This window comes from Cellulomonas sp. McL0617 (assembly GCF_049994875.1).
Classification (GTDB): domain Bacteria; phylum Actinomycetota; class Actinomycetes; order Actinomycetales; family Cellulomonadaceae; genus Cellulomonas.
In genome coordinates this window covers 911,797-932,310 of sequence record NZ_CP188256.1, presented here as the reverse complement: position 1 = coordinate 932,310, position 20,514 = coordinate 911,797, and the positions used below count along the sequence as shown (strand labels likewise).

At 67.5% G+C, this 20,514-nt stretch carries 11 protein-coding genes and 3 rRNA genes; 7 read left to right on the top strand and 7 right to left on the bottom strand.

Features of this window, described 5'->3' with window-relative positions:
• Positions 1-20 precede the first annotated feature (20 nt).
• Complete coding sequence (locus ACPPVS_RS04240; RefSeq protein WP_426594745.1) at positions 21-1,247, bottom strand: ROK family protein; 1,227 nt, start codon at positions 1,245-1,247, stop codon at positions 21-23.
• A gap of 195 nt (positions 1,248-1,442) precedes the next feature.
• On the opposite strand from ACPPVS_RS04240, the gene ACPPVS_RS04235 reads away from it, so the two are divergent.
• The 7 genes from ACPPVS_RS04235 to ACPPVS_RS04205 all read left to right on the top strand — a co-directional run bounded on the left by ACPPVS_RS04235 (position 1,443) and on the right by ACPPVS_RS04205 (position 10,657).
• A complete protein-coding gene (locus ACPPVS_RS04235; protein WP_426594744.1) occupies positions 1,443-2,738 on the top strand; it encodes an ABC transporter substrate-binding protein in 1,296 nt (431 codons plus the stop codon).
• A 70-nt stretch (positions 2,739-2,808) separates the two neighbouring features.
• Positions 2,809-3,768, top strand: coding sequence for a carbohydrate ABC transporter permease (locus ACPPVS_RS04230; protein ID WP_426594743.1), 960 nt, complete (start codon positions 2,809-2,811; stop codon positions 3,766-3,768).
• Positions 3,765-4,586, top strand: coding sequence for a carbohydrate ABC transporter permease (locus tag ACPPVS_RS04225; protein ID WP_426594742.1), 822 nt, complete (start codon positions 3,765-3,767; stop codon positions 4,584-4,586). Before ACPPVS_RS04230 ends, ACPPVS_RS04225 begins: the two co-directional genes overlap by 4 nt.
• Positions 4,587-4,605: 19 nt before the next feature.
• Positions 4,606-7,071: a glycoside hydrolase family 2 protein gene (locus ACPPVS_RS04220; protein ID WP_426594741.1), complete on the top strand. Its 2,466-nt coding sequence runs from the start codon at positions 4,606-4,608 to the stop codon at positions 7,069-7,071.
• Between the two features lie 49 nt (positions 7,072-7,120).
• Positions 7,121-7,972, top strand: a complete 852-nt coding sequence (locus ACPPVS_RS04215; protein ID WP_426594740.1) for a LacI family DNA-binding transcriptional regulator — start codon at positions 7,121-7,123, stop codon at positions 7,970-7,972.
• Positions 7,973-8,036: 64 nt separating this feature from the next.
• On the top strand, positions 8,037-10,220 hold the full coding sequence (gene glgB, locus ACPPVS_RS04210) for a 1,4-alpha-glucan branching protein GlgB (protein ID WP_426594739.1): 2,184 nt from the start codon (positions 8,037-8,039) through the stop codon (positions 10,218-10,220).
• Positions 10,221-10,294: 74 nt separating this feature from the next.
• Positions 10,295-10,657 carry a hypothetical protein gene (locus tag ACPPVS_RS04205; RefSeq protein ID WP_426594738.1) on the top strand — a complete coding sequence of 121 codons (363 nt, stop codon included), beginning with the start codon at positions 10,295-10,297 and terminating at the stop codon, positions 10,655-10,657.
• A gap of 44 nt (positions 10,658-10,701) precedes the next feature.
• On the opposite strand, the gene rrf is transcribed toward ACPPVS_RS04205, so the two are convergent.
• From rrf to ACPPVS_RS04175, 6 genes are all read right to left on the bottom strand, one after another.
• Positions 10,702-10,818, bottom strand: a 5S ribosomal RNA gene (rrf, locus tag ACPPVS_RS04200).
• An 82-nt stretch (positions 10,819-10,900) separates the two neighbouring features.
• Positions 10,901-14,008, bottom strand: a 23S ribosomal RNA gene (locus tag ACPPVS_RS04195).
• A 453-nt stretch (positions 14,009-14,461) separates the two neighbouring features.
• A 16S ribosomal RNA gene (locus tag ACPPVS_RS04190) occupies positions 14,462-15,983 on the bottom strand.
• Together the 16S, 23S and 5S rRNA genes form the textbook arrangement of a ribosomal RNA operon.
• A gap of 605 nt (positions 15,984-16,588) precedes the next feature.
• A complete protein-coding gene (locus tag ACPPVS_RS04185; RefSeq protein ID WP_426594737.1) occupies positions 16,589-17,536 on the bottom strand; it encodes a co-chaperone YbbN in 948 nt (315 codons plus the stop codon).
• 64 nt (positions 17,537-17,600) lie between these two features.
• Positions 17,601-18,608 carry a hypothetical protein gene (locus ACPPVS_RS04180; protein WP_426594736.1) on the bottom strand — a complete coding sequence of 336 codons (1,008 nt, stop codon included), beginning with the start codon at positions 18,606-18,608 and terminating at the stop codon, positions 17,601-17,603.
• Entirely contained in the window at positions 18,605-20,293 is a 1,689-nt protein-coding gene (locus ACPPVS_RS04175) for a hypothetical protein (protein WP_426594735.1), read from the bottom strand. Before ACPPVS_RS04175 ends, ACPPVS_RS04180 begins: the two co-directional genes overlap by 4 nt.
• Positions 20,294-20,514: the final 221 nt, after the last annotated feature.

The following is a 20,514-nucleotide window of genomic DNA, read 5'->3' as shown; positions in this document are numbered from 1 at the left end:
CCTCTTCCTCGAGGGGTGGTTCAGGCGAGCCGCGCCGGAGCGCCGGCTGCCCGCTGGAAGGAGTGCCGGGGAGCGAGCTCGCTCTGGAGCACCAGGGCGGCGCCACCGATGGCGGCCGCTTCGGAAGCGTGCGGGGAGATCACGACGTCGACGGCGTGGCTCGCGCGCCCGAAGAACGTGCGGGCCAGCTGGTCGCGGATGACCGGGACGTACAACGAGCCTGCGATCGCGAACGACGGCCCCGTCAGGACGATCAGGTCGAGGTCGAGGACGTTGGCCAGCGTCTGGGCAGCGACGGCGAGGTAGCGGGCCGAGCGCTGGACGATGTCGCGGGCCGGTCCGTCCTCGCGCATCGCCGCCCGCGAGAGCGCGGCGAAGTCCTCGGCGATCCCCACCCCGGGCAGATCGATACCCGCGGCGCGCGCCTCGGAGACGACGGCCGCCGGCCCCGCCAGAACCTCGACGCAGCCGACGCCGCCGCACCAGCACGGCGGACCGTCGACGTCGAGGCAGATGTGGCCGATCTCGCCCGTGTTGCCGCTCGACCCCCGGAACACGTCACCGTTGGCGATGATCCCGGACCCGACGCCGGTGCCCATGTAGAGCGCGGCGAAGCAGCTCGACGCCTCGATCTGGCCGCCCCAGTACTCGCCGACTGCGGCCGCCGTCGCGTCGTTCTCGAGCAGTGCCGGCAGACCCGTCGCCGCCTGCAACGCGTCGGCGAGCGGGAAGTCCGTCCACGCCTGCATGACCGGCGGCGTCAGTGCGACTCCGGTGGCCTGCGTGATCGGGCCCGGCGACACGACGCCGAGGCCGAGGATGCGGTCAGGTTCGATGCCCGCCTGCGACACCAGCGTGCGCAGCTCGGACGCGACGCGTTCGACCACCGCGCCGGGCGCGTCGGCGCCCGCCCCAGGGCGACGCCACCGGCTGACCACGGCTCCGCCGAGATCGGCGATGACGTAGGTGATCCCCCCGTGGTCGAGGTGCACTCCGACGGCGTACCGCGCCTCCGGCTGCAGCGAGAGGAGCACGGCGGGCTTCCCGCCCGTCGACTCAGCTCGGCCGACCTCCGTCACGAGTCCGTCGTCGATCAGACGACGGACCACGGTGGACACGGTCGCTCCCGTGAGGCCGGTCTCCCGAGCGAGATCCACCCTGCTGATCTGCCCGGCGGCGCGGATGACGTCGAGCAGCGCGGCGCGACTGGTGGCATGCGGTGCGCCCACGGACGCGGGGTGGCTCAAGGATCCTCCTCTGACCCCGGGTCGCGACACGCGCCCCACGGTAGTTGTCGAGGCGCGGACATCGGTTTCGCCACGCGCTCTTGACTTACTTTATTCATCTATCTAAGAATGTCGCAAGGAGCAGCGCCGAACCCCCGGGCGCACCTCCCCCATGAGCCGGCACGCCGACGTGCCGTCCAGTGAAGAGGAACATCGATGTCCCGCATCCGACGCCGGCAGATCCTGGCCGCCACGGCCGCTGCCTCGCTCATCGCCCTGACTGCTGCCTGCTCGAGCGGGTCCGGCAGCGCCGACGCCTCGTCCGCCGACAGCGGCGCACCGTCCGGCGATATCACCGTCCTGACCAACCGGACGGACCTGGTCGACACCACGTTCGCGGACTACAAGAAGACGTTCGAGGCCAAGTACCCCGACGTCAAGGTCACGTTCGAGGCCATCACCGACTACGACGGTGAGGTCAAGACCCGCATGAACACCGACGACTACGGCGACGTCCTCATCCTGCCGACGGGTGTCGCGAACGCCGACCTGTCCTCGTTCTTCGAGCCGCTGGGCACCACCGACCAGCTGGGCACCAAGTACCGCTTCGTCAACGAGCAGGCCAACGGCGGCAAGGTCTACGCTCTCGCCACGTTCGGCAACGCGAACGGGATCGTCTACAACAAGAAGGTCTTCCGTGACGCGGGCATCACCGCCGAGCCGACGTCGACCGACGAGTTCATGACCGACCTCAAGGCGATCAAGGCCAAGACCGACGCCGTGCCGCTCTACACCAACTACAAGGACGGCTGGCCGCTCACCTGGCCGCAGGGCCTCATGGGGGCCTACACGGGCGACAAGGACGCGCTGGTCAAGATGGCCAAGGACGACGCGCCGTGGACCAAGGGCCAGGAGAAGTACGAGGTCGACTCGCTGCTCTACGACGTCGCAGCCGCCGGCCTGATCGAGGCCGACCCGACGACGACGAACTGGGAGGACTCCAAGAACCTCCTGGCCACCGGCAAGATCGGCACCATGGTGCTCGGCTCCTGGGCGGTCCCGCAGATGCAGGACGCCGCCAAGACCGCGGGCACCGACCCGGCCGACATCGGCTTCATGCCGGCGCCGGTCGAGGTCGACGGCAAGCTGCACTCCCCGGTGGGCGGCGACCGTCAGCTCGCGATCAACATCCACTCGAAGCACAAGGCCGCCGCGCGTGCGTGGTTCAACTGGTTCATCGACGACTCGGGCTTCTACCAGGTGGCCGGCGGCCTGCCGACCGTCAAGGACGCGCCCCCGTCGGACAACCTCAAGGACTTCGAGGCCACCGGGGTGCAGTATCTCGAGATGACTCCGTCGCCGGAGCTGTCGGACCGCAGCAAGGCCAGCGAGGTCGGCATCGACCAGCCGGACTACTACCGCGAGCTCATCGACGCCGCCCGCGGGGCCTCGGGGCAGAACAAGGACCAGATCTTCCAGCAGCTCGACTCGAAGTGGGCCAGCGCCAGCTGAGAACCGCCGGGCGGCGCGTCCCCTCGCGCCGCCCGGCCCTCCGTCCGCTCGCCCCACCCGAGGAGTCCCCATGACCGGTACGAGCCCGGTGGTCGACGCACCCCCGCCGACGACATCCCGGCGTCCGCGCCTCACGCTGCGTCAGGAACGGCAGGCCAAGCAGACGTCGCACGGCTGGCGGATCACGCCGTGGCTGTTCCTGATCACGCCGATCCTCTTCCTGGTCGTGTTCACGTACATCCCCGTGCTGAACATGTTCTGGTACTCGGTCACCGACTGGAACGGCCTCAGCACCACGAAGAACTTCGTCGGGCTGCACAACTACGTCGAGTTCTTCACGCGGCCCGAGCTGTTCAAGGTCTTCGTCGTCAGCCTCTACTACATCGTCGCCTCGGTCGTGCAGATCGCGCTGGCGCTGTACTTCGCGACGATCCTGAGCTTCAGCACCCGGTTCAAGAGCCTGTTCAAGGGGATCATCTTCTTCCCCAACCTGATCAACGGCGTCGCTGTCTCGTTCGTGTTCCTGTACTTCTTCCGCCCGGGCGGCACGCTCAACTCGCTCCTGGACGCGGTGGGGATCGGCTCGACGCCGCAGTGGCTCGGCAACCCGCACCTCGTCAACTACTCGCTGGCCAGCACGTCGGTCTGGCGGTACCTGGGCCTGAACTTCGTGCTCTTCCTCGGGGCGATCCAGTCGATCCCGAGCGGCATCTACGAGGCGGCCGAGCTGGACGGCGCCAACCGCTGGCACATGTTCCGGCACATCATCGCGCCGGGCATCAAGCCGATCATCAGCCTGTCGTTCATCCTCGCGATCGCGGGCAGCCTCGGGGTCTTCGAGATCCCGTTCGTCATGCTCGACGGCGCCAACGGGTCGGCCACCTTCGTCATCCAGACGATCAAGACGGCGTTCAACTTCAACAAGGTCGGTCTCGCCTCGGCCATGGCGGTGATCCTGCTGGTCCTCATCCTGCTGATCACCTGGCTGCAACGCGTGCTGGTGCCCGACGACAAGGTGGACCTGACATGAAGTCGGCGCTCGCCGGGACCGGCAAGTACACCAGCCTCGTGCTGGCCTGTGCGGCCGCGCTCATCCCCCTGGTCGTCATCCTGCTGACGTCCCTGAAGACGGCCCAGGACTACGCGACGAGCAGTCCGCTGGCGTTTCCCAAGCACGTCACGTTCGCCAACTTCGGCGAAGCGTTCACCAAGGCGCACATGGCCACCGCGTTCCTGAACACCACGATCATCCTCGTCGTCTCGGTGGCCGGGACGATCGTCATCGGGACCATGGCGGCGTACGCGATCGACCGCTTCGAGTTCCGGTTCAAGAAGGCCATCGTCGCGCTGTTCCTGCTCGCGACGCTGGTGCCGGCCGTGACCACCCAGGTGGCCACCTTCCAGGTGGTCAACACCCTCGGCCTCTACAACACGCGGCTCGCCCCGATCGCGCTGTTCATGGGCACCGACATCGTCTCGATCTACATCTTCGTGCAGTTCATGCGCTCGATCCCGGTGTCGCTCGACGAGGCTGCCACGCTCGACGGCGCCAACCACTTCACCATCTACCGCCGGGTGATCTTCCCGTTGCTGAAGCCCGCGATCGCCACCGTCGTGATCATCAAGGGCATCGCGATCTACAACGAGTTCTACATCCCGTTCCTCTACATGCCGTCGCAGCAGCTCGGCGTCGTGTCCACGTCCCTCTTCCGGTTCAAAGGACCGTTCGGCACCCAGTGGGAGGTGCTGTCGGCCGGCGCGATCATCGTGATCGTCCCGACGCTGGTCGTCTTCCTGCTGCTGCAGCGGTTCATCTACAACGGCCTGTCCGCGGGCGCGGTCAAGTAACCCTCTAGGAGCCTTCTTCATGGTCATCACCACCCTCGACCAGGGCTGGACGCTGCGCGCCGTGTCCGGTCCCGTGCCCGAGAGCATCGCCGGCCAGGTCGTGCCCGCGCACGTGCCCGGCACGGTGCACACCGACCTGCTGACCGCGGGCCTGATCGTCAACCCGTACGTGGATCTCGCCGAGACGGAGCTCGCATGGATGCACCGGGTCGACTGGCGCTACGAGCGCCCGCTGACGATCGAGCCCGCCGCCGACGACGAGCGCGTGGACCTCGTGCTCGAGGGTCTGGACACGGTCGCGACGATCACGCTCGGCGGTGTCGAGGTCGCCCGCACCGCGAACATGCACCGCAGCTATCGGTTCGACGTGCGCGCCCTGGCCACCGGCGAGACCGACCTCGTCGTCGACCTCGCCTCCGCCCTGACCCACGCCGAGCAGGAGGCCCTGCGGATCGGAGGCCGCCCCGGCGCCTACCCCGCCCCGCTGAACATGGTCCGCAAGATGGCCTGCAGCTTCGGCTGGGACTGGGGCCCCGACCTGCAGACGGCGGGCCTGTGGAAGCCCGCGTCGATCCAGCGGTGGCGGACCGCGCGCATCGCCTCGGTCCGGCCGCTGGTGACCGTCGCCGGGTCGACGGCGCGCGTCGCGGTCCACGTGGACGTCGAACGTTCGGGTCTCGACGAGCTGCCGGTGGACCTGCGCGTCCGCGTGGGCGACGTCGTCGCGACCGGCGCGCTCGCGGCGGGCGCGACCTCGGCCGTCCTCGACGTGACGATCCCCGACGCCGCGCTCTGGTGGCCGGTCGGCCACGGCGCGCAGCCGCTGTACGAGACCGACGTCGAGCTGACCGTCGCCGGCGAGCGGCTCGACGGCTGGCACCGCCGCATCGGCCTGCGCACCGTCGACCTGGACACGTCGGCCGACGAGCACGGCTCGGCGTTCGTGCTCCGGATCAACGGCAAGCCCGTGTTCGTGCGCGGCGCCAACTGGATCCCCGACGACCACCTGCTCACCCGCATCACCCGCGAGCGCCTGAACCGCCGGATCGACCAGGCCGTCGGGGCCCACCTCAACCTCCTGCGCGTCTGGGGCGGAGGCGTGTACGAGTCCGAGGACTTCTACGACGTCTGCGACGAGGCCGGGATCATGGTCTGGCAGGACTTCCCGCTCGCCTGCGCGGCCTACCCCGAGGAGGAGCCCCACCGCAGCGAGTTCGAGGCCGAGGCCCGCGAGCACGTCACCCGCCTGAGTGCCCACCCGTCGCTCGTGATCTGGAACGGCGGCAACGAGAACCTCTGGGGCTTCGAGGACTGGGGCTGGCAGGACTCGCTCGAGGGTCGTTCCTGGGGTGCCGGCTACTACCACGACCTGTTCCCGTCGATCGTCGCGGAGCTCGACCCCACGCGGCCCTACACCCCGGGCAGCCCGTCGTCCCCGGCGGGCGTCCACCCGAACGACCCGGACCACGGCACGCACCACGAGTGGGAGGTGTGGAACCGCGTCGACTACACCGCCTACCGCGCGGACATCCCCCGCTTCTGCTCCGAGTTCGGCTTCCAGGGGCCGCCCGCCTGGTCGACGCTGGAGCGCGCGGTCCGCAACGCCGACGGCGCGCCGCTCGAGAAGGAGGACGCCGTCTTCCTGCTGCACCAGAAGGCCGACGACGGCAACGGAAAGCTCGACCGCGGCATGGCCCCCCACCTCGGCGTGCCTGCTGACTTCTCCGACTGGCACTGGGCCACCCAGCTCAACCAGGCTCGCGCGGTCGCCCACGCCGTGACCCACTACCGCTCGTGGTGGCCGCGCACGGCCGGCGCGATCGTCTGGCAGCTCAACGACTGCTGGCCCGTCACGTCGTGGGCCGCGGTGGACGGCGACGAGCGTCGCAAGCCGCTGTGGCACGCGTTGCGCGCCTCCTTCGCCGACCGGATCCTGACCGTGCAGGTGCGCGACGAGCTCGAGGTGCTGGCTGCCGTCAACGACTCCGACGAGCGGTGGGTCGGCCCGGTCGCGGTGCGGCGCGAACGGTTCGACGGAACCGTCCTGGCCGAGACCGTCCTGGTGCTCGACGCACCGGCCCGCTCGGTCGAGACCCTCAACCTGCCGGTCGACCTGCGCACCCCGGTCGACCCGCGCGGCGAGGTCCTCGTCGCCGAGCTGGGCGACGTCCGGACCGCACACACGTGGTTGGACGACGTCGAGCTCGACCTCGCGCCCTCCCCGGTCCGCACGAGCGTCGAGCGGGTGGCCGACGGGTACCTGGTGACGCTGACCGCGACGTCGCTGGCCCGCGACGTGACGCTGCTGGCGGACCGCGCAGACCCCGACGCCTGCGTCGACGAGTCGCTGGTGACCCTCCCGGCCGGCGCCTCCACGACGGTGCACGTCCGCTCGACGCGCACCGACCTGGCCGACGCGCTGGTCCGCACCCCCGTGCTCCGCTCCGCCAACGAGGTCTCGCGCACCCGGGCACCCGCCTCGTGAGGCGTCGAGGCTCGTGAAGCGGCCCGCGCCAACCACTAGGCTCGCGCGCATGACGCATCGCGCCGACGCTGTCGGGCTGGTGCTCGCACGGCCGGCGCGGATGCTCGGCCTCGAGCCGTTCTTCATGGAGCTCATCGCGGGCATGGAGGAGGTGCTGGCCACCGACGGCCGGTCGCTGCTGCTGCACGTGGTCAAGGACATGGACGCCGAGATCGCCGCGTACCGACGGTGGTCGGCGGGTGGCATGGTCGACGCCGTCGTCATCGTCAACCTCACCGAGCACGACCCGCGGCTCGGCGTCGTCACCGAGCTCGGCCTGCCCGCCGTGGTGGTCGGCGGACCCCGCAGCGGGTTCGGCTTCTCCAACGTCTGGATCGACGACGCCCAGGCCATGCGCGACGCCGTCGGCTACCTGGTCGACCTGGGCCACCGCCGGCTGGCGCGGGTCAGCGGTCCGGCGCAGTTCGAGCACACGCGGCTGCGCAGCGAGGCCTTCGTCGAGGAGTGCGAACGGTTCGGCGTCGACGGGACGATCGTCGAGGGCGACTACACCGACACGTCGGGCGAGCGGTCCACCCGTGCACTGCTGGGCCGGGGCGCCAACCCGACGGCGATCGTCTTCGACAACGACGTCATGGCCGTCTCCGCGGTCGGCGTCGCCGCGGAGATGGGTGTCACCGTCCCCGACCAGCTCTCTCTCCTGGCGTGGGACGACTCGGCGTTGTGCCGGTTGGCCAACCCGACCGTCTCCGCGATGAGTCTGGACGTGCAGGCGATGGGCATGCAGGTGGCGGACTGCCTGCTCAACATGCTCGCGGGAGGGCCCGTCACGGCGTACATGGCCCCGCTGCCCCGTCTGCAGGCGCGCCGCTCGACCGCCCGCGCGCCGTTGACCGCTTAGCTGTGGCACAGGTAACCCAGGCTACAGACCTGCGCAAACGTCCTCCGGGTGGTTGGGTAGGGGGATGAGCCCGGCCGCACCGTCCCCGGTCCCTGTCGACACAGACGTGCTGCGCAACGTCGCCTATGGCGTGTCCTACGCGCCTCATGACGTCCTGGGCCCGCACGCCGGCGGCAGTGGCATCACCATCCGCACGCTGCGCCCCCTCGCGGACGCGGTCGTCGTGGTCACAGCCACCGGTCGGATTCCCGCCCGGCACGAGCAGGACGGCATCTGGGTCGCGGTGCTGCCCGTCGCCGATGTGCCCGACTACCGGCTCGAGGTCACCTACAACGCCCTCACGACGGTCGCCGACGACCCCTATCGATTCCTGCCCACCGTGCAGGAGCTCGACCGCCACCTGGTGCGCGAGGGTCGCCACGAGACCCTGTGGACCGTCCTCGGCGCCAACGTGCGCAGCTACCCCGGCGAGCTGGGCGAGGTCAGCGGCACGTCCTTCGCCGTCTGGGCCCCGAACGCCCGCGCCGTGCGCGTGGTCGGCGACTTCAACTACTGGCAGGGCGCGTCGCACGCGATGCGCTCGCTGGGCGACAGCGGCGTCTGGGAGATCTTCGCGCCCGGCGTCCGCGCGGGAGCCCGGTACAAGTTCGAGATCCTCGGCCAGGACGGCTCCTGGCGGCAGAAGGCCGATCCCCTGGCTCGCGGCACCGAGGTCCCCCCCGCGACGGCGTCCGTCGTCATCGAGGAGGGCTTCGCCTGGAGCGACCAGGACTGGATCAACGCGCGCACCACACGCGACCCGCACACCGCACCGATCAGCGTCTACGAGGTCCACCTCGGCTCCTGGCGCGTCGGCCTGTCCTACCGCGACCTCGCACACCAGCTCACCGAGCACGTCCTGGCCCTCGGCTTCACGCACATCGAGCTGCTGCCCGTCGCGGAGCACCCGTTCGGGGGCTCGTGGGGCTACCAGGTGTCGTCCTACTTCGCGCCGACCTCCCGGTTCGGCCACCCGGACGACTTCCGCTACCTCGTCGACACCCTGCACCGCGCCGGCATCGGCGTCATCGTCGACTGGGTCCCCGCGCACTTCCCCAAGGACGAGTGGTCGCTGGCCCAGTTCGACGGCACCGCGCTCTACGAGCACCCGGACCCCCTGCTGGGCGAGCACCCCGACTGGGGCACGTACGTGTTCAACTTCGGCCGGTCCGAGGTGCGCAACTTCCTCGTCGCCAACGCGACGTTCTGGCTCGAGGAGTTCCACGTCGACGGGCTGCGCGTCGACGCCGTCGCGTCGATGCTCTACCTGGACTACTCCCGCAAGCCCGGGCAGTGGCGGCCCAACCAGTACGGCGGCCGCGAGAACCTGGACGCCATCTCGTTCCTCCAGGAGGCCAACGCCACGGCCTACCGGCGGACCCCCGGCATCATGATGATCGCCGAGGAGTCGACGGCCTGGCCCGGCGTCACGGCCCCGACCGACGGCAACGGCCTCGGCTTCGGCCTGAAGTGGAACATGGGCTGGATGAACGACACGCTCCGGTACCTGACCGAGCAGCCGATCCACCGCCGCTACCACCACAACGAGATCACCTTCTCGATGGTCTACGCCTACTCGGAGCGGTTCGTCCTGCCCATCAGCCACGACGAGGTGGTGCACGGCAAGGGCTCGCTGTACGAGCGGATGCCCGGGGACCACTGGCAGAAGCTCGCCGGCGTCCGCCTCCTGCTCGGGTACCAGTGGACGCATCCCGGCAAGCAGCTGCTCTTCATGGGCAGCGAGTTCGCGCAGCAGACCGAGTGGGCGGAGTCGCGCTCCCTCGACTGGCACGCGCTGAACGACCCCGCCCATCAGGGCGTCATGCAGTCCGTCACGGACCTGAACCGCGTCTACCGCGAGACACCGGCGCTCTGGCAGCTCGACCACAGCCCCGACGGGTTCGAGTGGATCGACTCCGACGACGCGTTCCGCAACACCCTCGCCTATCTGCGTAAGGGGGTCGGCGTCCCACCGGTCGCGGTCGTCGTCAACTTCGCGGGCATCCCGCACGAGGAATACCTGCTGGCGCTGCCCAAGAGCGGAACCTGGCGAGAGATCTACAACTCGGACTCCGTCGCCTACGGCGGATCGGGAGTCGGCAACCTCGGCCAGATCCAGGCCGAGGACGTCGAGCACTACGGCCGCCCGGCATCCGCCTCGATCCGCGTCCCCCCGCTCGGCGTCGTCGTCTTCGAGGCCGCCGACTGACACCCCGCGGGAAGGGGTCCGACGCAGCCGGCACCGTTGATGCCGACGCACGCCCATCCGCACGCAGCACCCCCGTGCGCTCGCGGACCTCAGGAACGGCAGCGCTGGTCACGCTCGGTGCCGCGGCCGTACTGGCGATCGTCATCGGCGCCGGGTGCGCGGTCGGTACGTGGACGACGACGACGTATGCGGACAACGGCGATCGATGCGCCAGCGCTCTGCACTTCCATCCCGGCTCGAGCTACCTGATACACGGCGGAGAGATGTCCGATGCCGCCCGCCGCATGATCAGCGACCAGTGCGACGCGAATGGCGCGGACGCCTGGCACTCAGGATGGTTCCGCCTGAGCGCGGGGCTGCTCGTTGCGCTGGCGGCAGGCGGCTCGCTGGCAGTGGCCGCGCGACGTCGGCCCGTCGGCCGTATGAACACGCCATAGAAACAGGAAAAGCCACCCCCGGAGGGGTGGCTTTCCTGAATGATGTCCGGCGGCGTCCTACTCTCCCACACCCTGGCGAGTGCAGTACCATCGGCGCTGAAGGGCTTAGCTTCCGGGTTCGGAATGGGACCGGGCGTTTCCCCTTCGCTATGACCGCCGTAACGTTGTCGAGTTGTCAAACGGGTTCCCGTTCGTCTCTCGGGAACCGCACAGTGGACGCGTAGCACATTGACTTGAATGAATGTGATGAAGTTGTCGGCTTATTAGTACCGGTCAGCTGCGAGGGTCTTTCGTCCCCTCTTCCACATCCGGCCTATCTACCCAGTGGTCTAGCTGGGAGCCTCTCGGGGATCAAGTCCCCATGGAAACCTCATCTTGAAGCAGGCTTCCCGCTTAGATGCTTTCAGCGGTTATCCCTTCCGAACGTAGCCAACCAGCCGTGCTCCTGGCGGAACAACTGGCACACCAGAGGTTCGTCCGTCCCGGTCCTCTCGTACTAGGGACAGCCCTTCTCAAGTTTCCTGCGCGCGCAGCGGATAGGGACCGAACTGTCTCACGACGTTCTAAACCCAGCTCGCGTACCGCTTTAATGGGCGAACAGCCCAACCCTTGGGACCTACTCCAGCCCCAGGATGCGACGAGCCGACATCGAGGTGCCAAACCATGCCGTCGATATGGACTCTTGGGCAAGATCAGCCTGTTATCCCCGGGGTACCTTTTATCCGTTGAGCGACGGCGCTTCCACAAGCCACCGCCGGATCACTAGTTCCGACTTTCGTCCCTGCTCGACCTGTCAGTCTCACAGTCAAGCTCCCTTGTGCACTTGCACTCGCCACCTGATTGCCAACCAGGCTGAGGGAACCTTTGAGCGCCTCCGTTACATTTTAGGAGGCAACCGCCCCAGTTAAACTACCCATCAGGCACTGTCCCTAGTCCGGATCACGGACCGAGGTTAGATATCCAGAGCGACCAGAGTGGTATTTCAACGTTGACTCCACCGACACTGGCGTGCCGGCTTCACAGTCTCCCACCTATCCTACACAAGCCGCACCGAACACCAATACCAAACTATAGTAAAGGTCCCGGGGTCTTTCCGTCCTGCTGCGCGTAACGAGCATCTTTACTCGTAGTGCAATTTCGCCGAGTTCGCGGTTGAGACAGCGGAGAAGTCGTTACGCCATTCGTGCAGGTCGGAACTTACCCGACAAGGAATTTCGCTACCTTAGGATGGTTATAGTTACCACCGCCGTTTACTGGGGCTTAAATTCTGAGCTTCGCCTTGCGGCTGACCCGTCCTCTTAACCTTCCAGCACCGGGCAGGCGTCAGTCCGTATACATCGTCTTGCGACTTCGCACGGACCTGTGTTTTTAGTAAACAGTCGCTTCTCCCTGGTCTCTGCGGCCCTTCACGCTCCCCGAGCAAGTCGGTTCACGCTTCAGGCCCCCCTTCTCCCGAAGTTACGGGGGCATTTTGCCGAGTTCCTTAACCACGATTCTCTCGATCGCCTTGGTATTCTCTACCTGACCACCTGAGTCGGTTTGGGGTACGGGCGGCTAGAACCTCGCGTCGAGGCTTTTCTTGGCAGCATAGGATCACCGATTTCCCGCATTCGCGGTCACTGTCAGCTCTCAGGCTTCACGAGGTGCGGATTTGCCTACACCTCACCCTACGACCTTAGACGTGGACTACCATCGCCACGCTCGGCTACCTTCCTGCGTCACCCCTGTTAATACGCTTACCTACTACCGGTTCGGGTCACGCGCTCTACACCACGGTGTCCCCGAAGGGACGATGCGGTGCTTCGGGCGTTTAGCATCACCGGGCTCGGTATGGGCGGTTCTTCGCCGGTACGGGAATATCAACCCGTTGTCCATCGACTACGCCTGTCGGCCTCGCCTTAGGTCCCGACTTACCCAGGGCGGATTAGCCTGGCCCTGGAACCCTTGGTCATTCGGCGGACGGGTTTCTCACCCGTCATTCGCTACTCATGCCTGCATTCTCACTCGTGTGGGCTCCACCGCTGGGTTCCCCCGCGACTTCACTGCCCACACGACGCTCCCCTACCCATCCACACGCCTGAACCACGAAGGCTTAGCGATGTGTGAATGCCACAGCTTCGGCGGTATACTTGAGCCCCGCTACATTGTCGGCGCGGAATCACTTGACCAGTGAGCTATTACGCACTCTTTCAAGGGTGGCTGCTTCTAAGCCAACCTCCTGGTTGTCTGTGCAACTCCACATCCTTTCCCACTTAGCATACGCTTAGGGGCCTTAGCTGGTGGTCTGGGCTGTTTCCCTCTCGACTACGGAGCTTATCCCCCGCAGTCTCACTGCCACGCTCTGGCTTACCGGCATTCGGAGTTTGGCTAACGTCAGTAACCTGGTGGGGCCCATCGGCTATCCAGTAGCTCTACCTCCGGCAAGAAACACGTGACGCTGCACCTAAATGCATTTCGGGGAGAACCAGCTATCACGGAGTTTGATTGGCCTTTCACCCCTAACCACAGGTCATCCCCCAGGTTTTCAACCCTGGTGGGTTCGGTCCTCCACGCGGTCTTACCCGCGCTTCAACCTGCCCATGGCTAGATCACTCCGCTTCGGGTCTAGAGCACGCGACTGAGACGCCCTATTCGGACTCGCTTTCGCTACGGCTTCCCCACACGGGTTAACCTCGCCACGTACCACTAACTCGCAGGCTCATTCTTCAAAAGGCACGCTGTCACCCCTGCTAGGGAGGCTCCAACGGATTGTAGGCACACGGTTTCAGGTACTATTTCACTCCCCTCCCGGGGTACTTTTCACCTTTCCCTCACGGTACTTGTCCGCTATCGGTCACTAGGTAGTATTTAGGCTTACACAGTGGTCTGTGCAGATTCACTCCAGGTTTCTCGGGCCCGGAGCTACTTGGGATCCCCTTCGGGAGGCCACGCCATTTCGTCTACGGGGGTCACACCCTCTGTGCCGGGCCTTTCAATGCCCTTCGACTATGACGCGACTTTCTGACTCCCTGTCGGATCGGCAGATCCAACGGAAAGGTCCCACAACCCCGTGCACGCAACGCCTGCCGGCTTGAACACGTACACGGTTTGGCCTGATCCGCTTTCGCTCGCCACTACTCACGGAATATCTCTTCCTGGCGGTACTGAGATGTTTCACTTCCCGCCGTTCCCTCCACACACCCTATATATTCAGGTGCGGGTCACACGACATGACTCGTGCGGGGTTTCCCCATTCGGACATCCTCGGATCACGGTTCGTTTGCCAACTCCCCGAGGCTTATCGCAGGCTACAACGTCCTTCTTCGGCTCCTAGTGCCAAGGCATCCACCCTGTGCCCTTATAAACTTGACCACAAAGATCATTCAAAAAGATGCTCGCGTCCACTGTGCAGTTCTCAAGCTACGACCGGTACTGACACCCTCACCCCAGCGCCTACCCCCACCACCAACACCTTGCAGCGTTGATCGCCTGAGCGGTTCGACCGAGCGGTACCAGCCCGCAGTCCCCCGAACCCGCCCCACGCTCGCAAGCGCAGACCCAGATCCGTAGCGACCCTGAACGAACAACCTTCCGGCTGTTCCCTCAGGACCCAACAGCGTGCCCAGCCGACCCCCAACCCCAGCAGCCACCGTTCCCACCCGAACCCCGAAGGGTTGCGGCGTACTAGGCGCCACCAGCTCGAAGAGCCGGCCACAGTCGATGTTCCACCCTCGAGCACCGTCCCCCACTCGTTCGGCAGGGACAACGGGCCTGGACACCACAGCCACCCCATGACAGGACGACCTGATGCCAGATGCTCCTTAGAAAGGAGGTGATCCAGCCGCACCTTCCGGTACGGCTACCTTGTTACGACTTAGTCCCAATCGCCAGTCCCACCTTCGACAGCTCCCTCTCTTACGAGTTGGGCCACTGGCTTCGGGTGTTACCGACTTTCGTGACTTGACGGGCGGTGTGTACAAGGCCCGGGAACGTATTCACCGCAGCGTTGCTGATCTGCGATTACTAGCGACTCCGACTTCATGGGGTCGAGTTGCAGACCCCAATCCGAACTGAGACCGGCTTTTTGGGATTCGCTCCACCTCGCGGTATCGCAGCCCTTTGTACCGGCCATTGTAGCATGCGTGAAGCCCAAGACATAAGGGGCATGATGATTTGACGTCATCCCCACCTTCCTCCGAGTTGACCCCGGCAGTCTCCCATGAGTCCCCGGCATAACCCGCTGGCAACATGGGACGAGGGTTGCGCTCGTTGCGGGACTTAACCCAACATCTCACGACACGAGCTGACGACAACCATGCACCACCTGTACACCGACCTTACGGGGAGCACATCTCTGCACTTTTCCGGTGTATGTCAAGCCTTGGTAAGGTTCTTCGCGTTGCATCGAATTAATCCGCATGCTCCGCCGCTTGTGCGGGCCCCCGTCAATTTCTTTGAGTTTTAGCCTTGCGGCCGTACTCCCCAGGCGGGGCACTTAATGCGTTTGCTGCGGCACGGAACTCGTGGAATGAGCCCCACACCTAGTGCCCAACGTTTACGGCATGGACTACCAGGGTATCTAATCCTGTTCGCTCCCCATGCTTTCGCTCCTCAGCGTCAGTTGCGGCCCAGTGACCTGCCTTCGCCATCGGTGTTCCTCCTGATATCTGCGCATTCCACCGCTACACCAGGAATTCCAGTCACCCCTACCGCACTCTAGTCTGCCCGTACCCACTGCAAGCCCAAGGTTGAGCCTTAGGTTTTCACAGCAGACGCGACAAACCGCCTACGAGCTCTTTACGCCCAATAATTCCGGACAACGCTTGCGCCCTACGTATTACCGCGGCTGCTGGCACGTAGTTAGCCGGCGCTTCTTCTGCAGGTACCGTCACTTTCGCTTCTTCCCTGCTGAAAGGAGTTTACAACCCGAAGGCCGTCATCCTCCACGCGGCGTCGCTGCATCAGGCTTGCGCCCATTGTGCAATATTCCCCACTGCTGCCTCCCGTAGGAGTCTGGGCCGTATCTCAGTCCCAGTGTGGCCGGTCGCCCTCTCAGGCCGGCTACCCGTCGTCGCCTTGGTGGGCCACTACCCCACCAACAAGCTGATAGGCCGCGAGCCCATCCCTCACCGATAAATCTTTCCAGACGCGACACATGCGTGTACGTCTCGTATCCGGTATTAGCCACCGTTTCCGGTGGTTATTCCAGAGTGAAGGGCAGGTTGCTCACGTGTTACTCACCCGTTCGCCACTGATCAGACCAGCAAGCTGGCCATCACCGTTCGACTTGCATGTGTTAAGCACGCCGCCAGCGTTCGTCCTGAGCCAGAATCAAACTCTCCGTAAATGTCAACTGGCACCCCACCACCGAAGCAGCAAGGCAACCGACAAAACGAAACAGCCAACCGGTTCAACCCGGCCGACCAATCCAATTCGGCTGTTCGGATGCCCCCTCCCACGGAGGTGAAAGAAAGACACCCATCTCAACCAAGACCCACCACCTCAAACACCCACACCCAAAGGACGCAGACATCATCGATAGCAAGCCATATGGCATCGACTATTTGGCACACTGTTGAGTTCTCAAGGAACAGACGCGCATCCATTCAGGTCCTTCAACCTGGCCGGAGGCAACCGTTCTAACTTAGCGGAGTTGGCCCTCCCAGTCAAACTCCCTCCCGGCCTCCCGGTGAAGGGCGATCCGAGCGTTAGTTCGTCTGGTGAGGAGTCGAGCTCCGCGTCCCGGACACTCACGATGACCGGCGATGTGATCGTCGGTCGGAGCTTCCGGGGGTGTCGTCCGGGGGACCAGCCATCGAGGTTCGATCCTCGGTGTCCGTTCCTCCCTGCCGGGCGACGTCGAGAACAGTACGGGCCAGGCCCCCCGAGGGCAAATCGCGATCGGGTGACGCGGGTCACCACGCGGAAACATGCCTTGACCTGCGGGAACGCTCAGTACAGCGCGTTCGCCATCGCCCGGCGAGCCGCCACGACGCGGGGATCGTCGCCGCCGATCACCTCGAACAGGTCCACGAGACGAAGCCGGATGCGTTCCCGGTCCGGTCCGACCGTGGTCCGCAGCGCGTCGATCAGCCGGCCGAACGCGTCGTCGACCTTGCCACCGAGGATGTCCAGGTCCGCCACGACGAGCTGCGCGTCGAGATCCTTCGGGTCCGCGGCCGCTGCCGCTCGTGCGGCCTGGAGGTCTGCGTCGCGGGTGCGGTCGAGCAGTCCGACCTGCGCGAGCCCCGCCCGCGCGAGCCCGTCCCGCGGGTCCTCCTTGATCGCCTGCTCGTACGCGGCCCGTGCGGCATCGAGGTCGTCTCGCTCGATGGCGTCGTACGCGGCCTGGTGCAACGGCGGCAGCTCCGGCTCAGGCTCCGCGTCGGGAGCCTCGGGCCCCTCGCCGACGGGGGCGACCCGCTCGGTGATCCCGTTGGCCTCGGCCGCAGCGAGCACCTGGTCGAGCACCGCGCGCACCTGGTCGCGCGGGTAGGCGCCCTGGAAGAGAGGGAGCGGCTGCCCCGCCAGCACCGCCACGACCGTCGGCACCTCGCGGGGCTGGACCTGGAAGGCCTGGGCGATCTGCGGGTTGGCGTCGGCGTCGATGCGCGCGAGGAGCCAGCGGCCGCCGTCCTCGTCGGCCAGGGCGGCGAGGTCCGCGGCGACCGCCGTGCTGACCTCGCTCCACGCCGCCCACAGCACGACCACGACCGGGTGCGTCGTGGAGCTCTGCACGAGCGCCGGGAAGGACGCCTCGTCGACGTCCACGACGTAGGCGCCCGGCGCGGGCAAGCCTCCCGGACTGCCGGGCGGCGGCGTGGCCGGCCGGGCGAGCGACGACAGGTCGATCGCGCCGCGTACGTCGAGGCGGGGGCGGGGTCCGGTGGGCTGGGACATGCGGCGTGGATCCTTCGTGCGAGGTCGGTCGGTGTGCGGGGCCTGGAGACAGCCTGCCCGAAACTCAGTCGGCGGTCACCGTGGTGATGGCGTGCTCCGCCGCGAGCACCTGCATGAGTGCGCTGCTTCCGGCCGGCGGGACGTACATGATCACGACGTCGGTGAACGTGCGGATGAAGCTGCTCGACGCCGACGACTTCCCGGTGAGCGCGGCGTAGAACGGATCGTCGATCCGGACCGTGCCGCCGGCGGTGAGCTGGACGGTCGAGACGGTGGTGAGCTGTCCGACGACGATCGCGCCGCCGTCCAGCGTCGCGAGCGAGGTGAGCGGCGTCGGCTCGGGCGTGTAGGTCTCCGTCGCGGTGCCGGCCGAACCGACCCCCGCCGCCGTCGTCGCACGCGCGGCCTCGATCCCGGTCCGGAACGCGTCCGGCGCGAAGCTCGCGTTGTACTGGGAGGCCGTGCCGTTGGCGAGCACGTCGGAGTACTGGGCGAAGACGTCGGCCGGCGCGACCTTGAGGCTGGCGGTGTCGGGGGCCAGCACGGGGCTCCCGGTCGCCGGGGCGGCCGTCGGCGGCATCTTGATGCCCTGACCCATGCGGCCCCAGCCCCACAGGTGGTACTGGTCGCGCGGTGCGCTCTGCTGCAGGACGAGGATGCGCGGCGCCTGCAGGTCGTCGGGCTGCTCGGTCACCACCAGCTGCGTCCGTGGCCACGTGTCGGTCTGCGGGAGGATCAGCGCCTGGGCCTTGGTCGGGATGACCGTCGGCGGCTTGACGTTGGCCGTCGCTTTCGCGCGGACGTACTCCGCAGAGCGGATCGCGAGCGCCGGACCCGAGACGCGCGGGGCGAGGAGTGCCGGGTCGAGGGCCGCGTCGCCGGCCGCCAGGACCGCACCCAGGTCGGTGAGGACATCGTCCGACTGCCCGATCGTCGTGGCGGGCGGGGCGACCGCTGGGACGGGCGCCGGGTCCGGCTGGGGCAGTGGCGAGGCGCAGGCGGACAGGACGACCAGGGCGAGGCCGACGGTCCCGGCGACGAGGGCCGCGCGACGACGTGGGCGGCGGATCATCGGCCGTCCTCCTGTTCGCTGGTCTCGTCGGTGCTCTCGGTCGGGGGCTGCGGGGACGGTGTCTCGGTCGGTGGCAGACCCCACGCGCGGCGCCAGGCGTCCGCCCGAGACCCGCCGGCCGTCTCCTGCGGCGCGTCGTGGGCGGTGGTCGCCAGCCACGCCGGTCGGCCCGCGTGCGGGTCGGGAGCATCGGTCGACGACACCGCGGGCGTCGGCGCGGTCACGGTCGCCCAGGCCGCGGCCCCGCGCGCCGGTGAGCCGCCCGGCTCCGCGCCGTCGGCCGTGGGGGCCGTCGGGGCGCCTGTCGCCGCGTCGGTGGGGGCTCCGGTCGACGGGTTGGTCGACGCGGCCGGGCGATCACCGGAACCGGGGCGGCCGGTCGGCGCGTTGAGCGGCGCCTGTGCCGGCGGACCCGCAGACCGCGCGCCCGCACCTGACGCGGTCGAACCGGCAGGGTTGAGCCACGACGGGCGTCCGTGCGGCCCGTCGGGATCGGTCGAGGCTGCCGTTCCCACGGGCGCGGCGCCGGCGGACGCCGAGCCCACGGGTGTGACGCCGTTCGGTGCCGAGCCGCCAGTTGCCGCGCCGGTCGGTGCCGAAGCATCCGGTGCCGACGGACCGGTCGACGGACGCGGGGACGCGGGAGTCCATCCGGCGGCCCCCGGGCCGACGGGCGCGGGAGACGGGAGAGGGCCCTCGGCCGACGTCGTCGGGACGGCTGCGGTCGGGGACGTCTGCGGCGAGCCCGCCCGGAGCGCCCGGCGGCTCGTCGGTGGCGCGTCGACCGGGGTCGTGGCCGTGCGGACCTCCGTGTCCGGCAACGGTGGCGCCACCTGGCGGACCTGGCCGGTGCGCGGCGCGGCGGGGCGAGCCGCCCGAGCGGCAACGGCCTCCCGCATCTGGCGACGGGTGAGCACCGGGATCGCGTCGACGTCCTCGGCCAGGACGGTGGGGATCGCACCCGTCTCCACCGGGTGCCACTCCTCGTCGAGACCCAGGCGCTGCCGACGCAGGTCGCGGACCAGGAGCCAGACGGAGAGCAGGACGAGCAGGAGCCCGACGACGACCGCCGGCCAGAGCCACGGCGTCGTGACCGTCCTCGGCCACGCCAGCGTCAGGTGGGGTGCGGAGGCGCCCGTGCTCACCGCGATCAGGCTCCAGCGGCCCTCCTGCTGCGGCCACTCGAGCGACGCCACACCCTTGCCCGTCGCCTGGACGACCCAGAGGTCGGACCCGGCAGGATCCGAAGCCGTCGGCACGACGGCGGCCGCGTCGGAGGTCGGCGTCGGGCTCGGTGCGGGGGCTGCAGCCGCGCCATCGGCCGCTGCGCTCGCACTCGGCGACGGCTCGGGCGTCGTGTCCTTGACACCGGAGACGGCGAGCTCGTGCCAGCTCTTCAGGCCGGTCACCTGCCCGTACGACTCGGTGCCGATCCAGCCCTTGACGTCCGTGTCGCGGCCGACCGCGAGCGTCACCGTGCCCTTGTCGGGGACCGTCACGCGCACGGTCACCGGATCCCCGCCGAGCTCGAGCACACCGGGATCCGTGACCAGCGTGTGAGGTCCGTCCGAGGTTCCGGCGACGAGCACGTCGTCGGCCCTCCACACCGTCGCCGAGGCCACGCCGAGACCGATGACGACCAGTCCGACGACGCCGACGGCGGCGATGACAAGTCGCTTCACCACGCAGGATCCTCCAGTGCCGAGTTGCCCCAGGATAGGCAGAGCGGCATGTCACGACCGAACCGGGGCGTTCCTGACGCACCCGGCACGCTTGGGCCGGGCGCGTGATCACGCGCAACGGCCGAAGCCAAGGGCGAGTGAAGACGCGTATCGTTGCGCCCGGGCTCCGGATGTCACAGAGCGTCTCGACCGAGGCGGCTTCCCGGAGTCACAGTGCCAGGAGG

Coding starts and splice junctions, on each gene's coding strand:
- ACPPVS_RS04235 (WP_426594744.1), top strand. CDS start 1,443: ATGTCCCGCATCCGACGCCGGCAGATCCTGGCCGCCACGGCCGCTGCC.
- ACPPVS_RS04230 (WP_426594743.1), top strand. CDS start 2,809: ATGACCGGTACGAGCCCGGTGGTCGACGCACCCCCGCCGACGACATCC.
- ACPPVS_RS04225 (WP_426594742.1), top strand. CDS start 3,765: ATGAAGTCGGCGCTCGCCGGGACCGGCAAGTACACCAGCCTCGTGCTG.
- ACPPVS_RS04220 (WP_426594741.1), top strand. CDS start 4,606: ATGGTCATCACCACCCTCGACCAGGGCTGGACGCTGCGCGCCGTGTCC.
- ACPPVS_RS04215 (WP_426594740.1), top strand. CDS start 7,121: ATGACGCATCGCGCCGACGCTGTCGGGCTGGTGCTCGCACGGCCGGCG.
- glgB (WP_426594739.1), top strand. CDS start 8,037: ATGAGCCCGGCCGCACCGTCCCCGGTCCCTGTCGACACAGACGTGCTG.
- ACPPVS_RS04185 (WP_426594737.1), bottom strand. CDS start 17,536: ATGTCCCAGCCCACCGGACCCCGCCCCCGCCTCGACGTACGCGGCGCG.
- ACPPVS_RS04180 (WP_426594736.1), bottom strand. CDS start 18,608: ATGATCCGCCGCCCACGTCGTCGCGCGGCCCTCGTCGCCGGGACCGTC.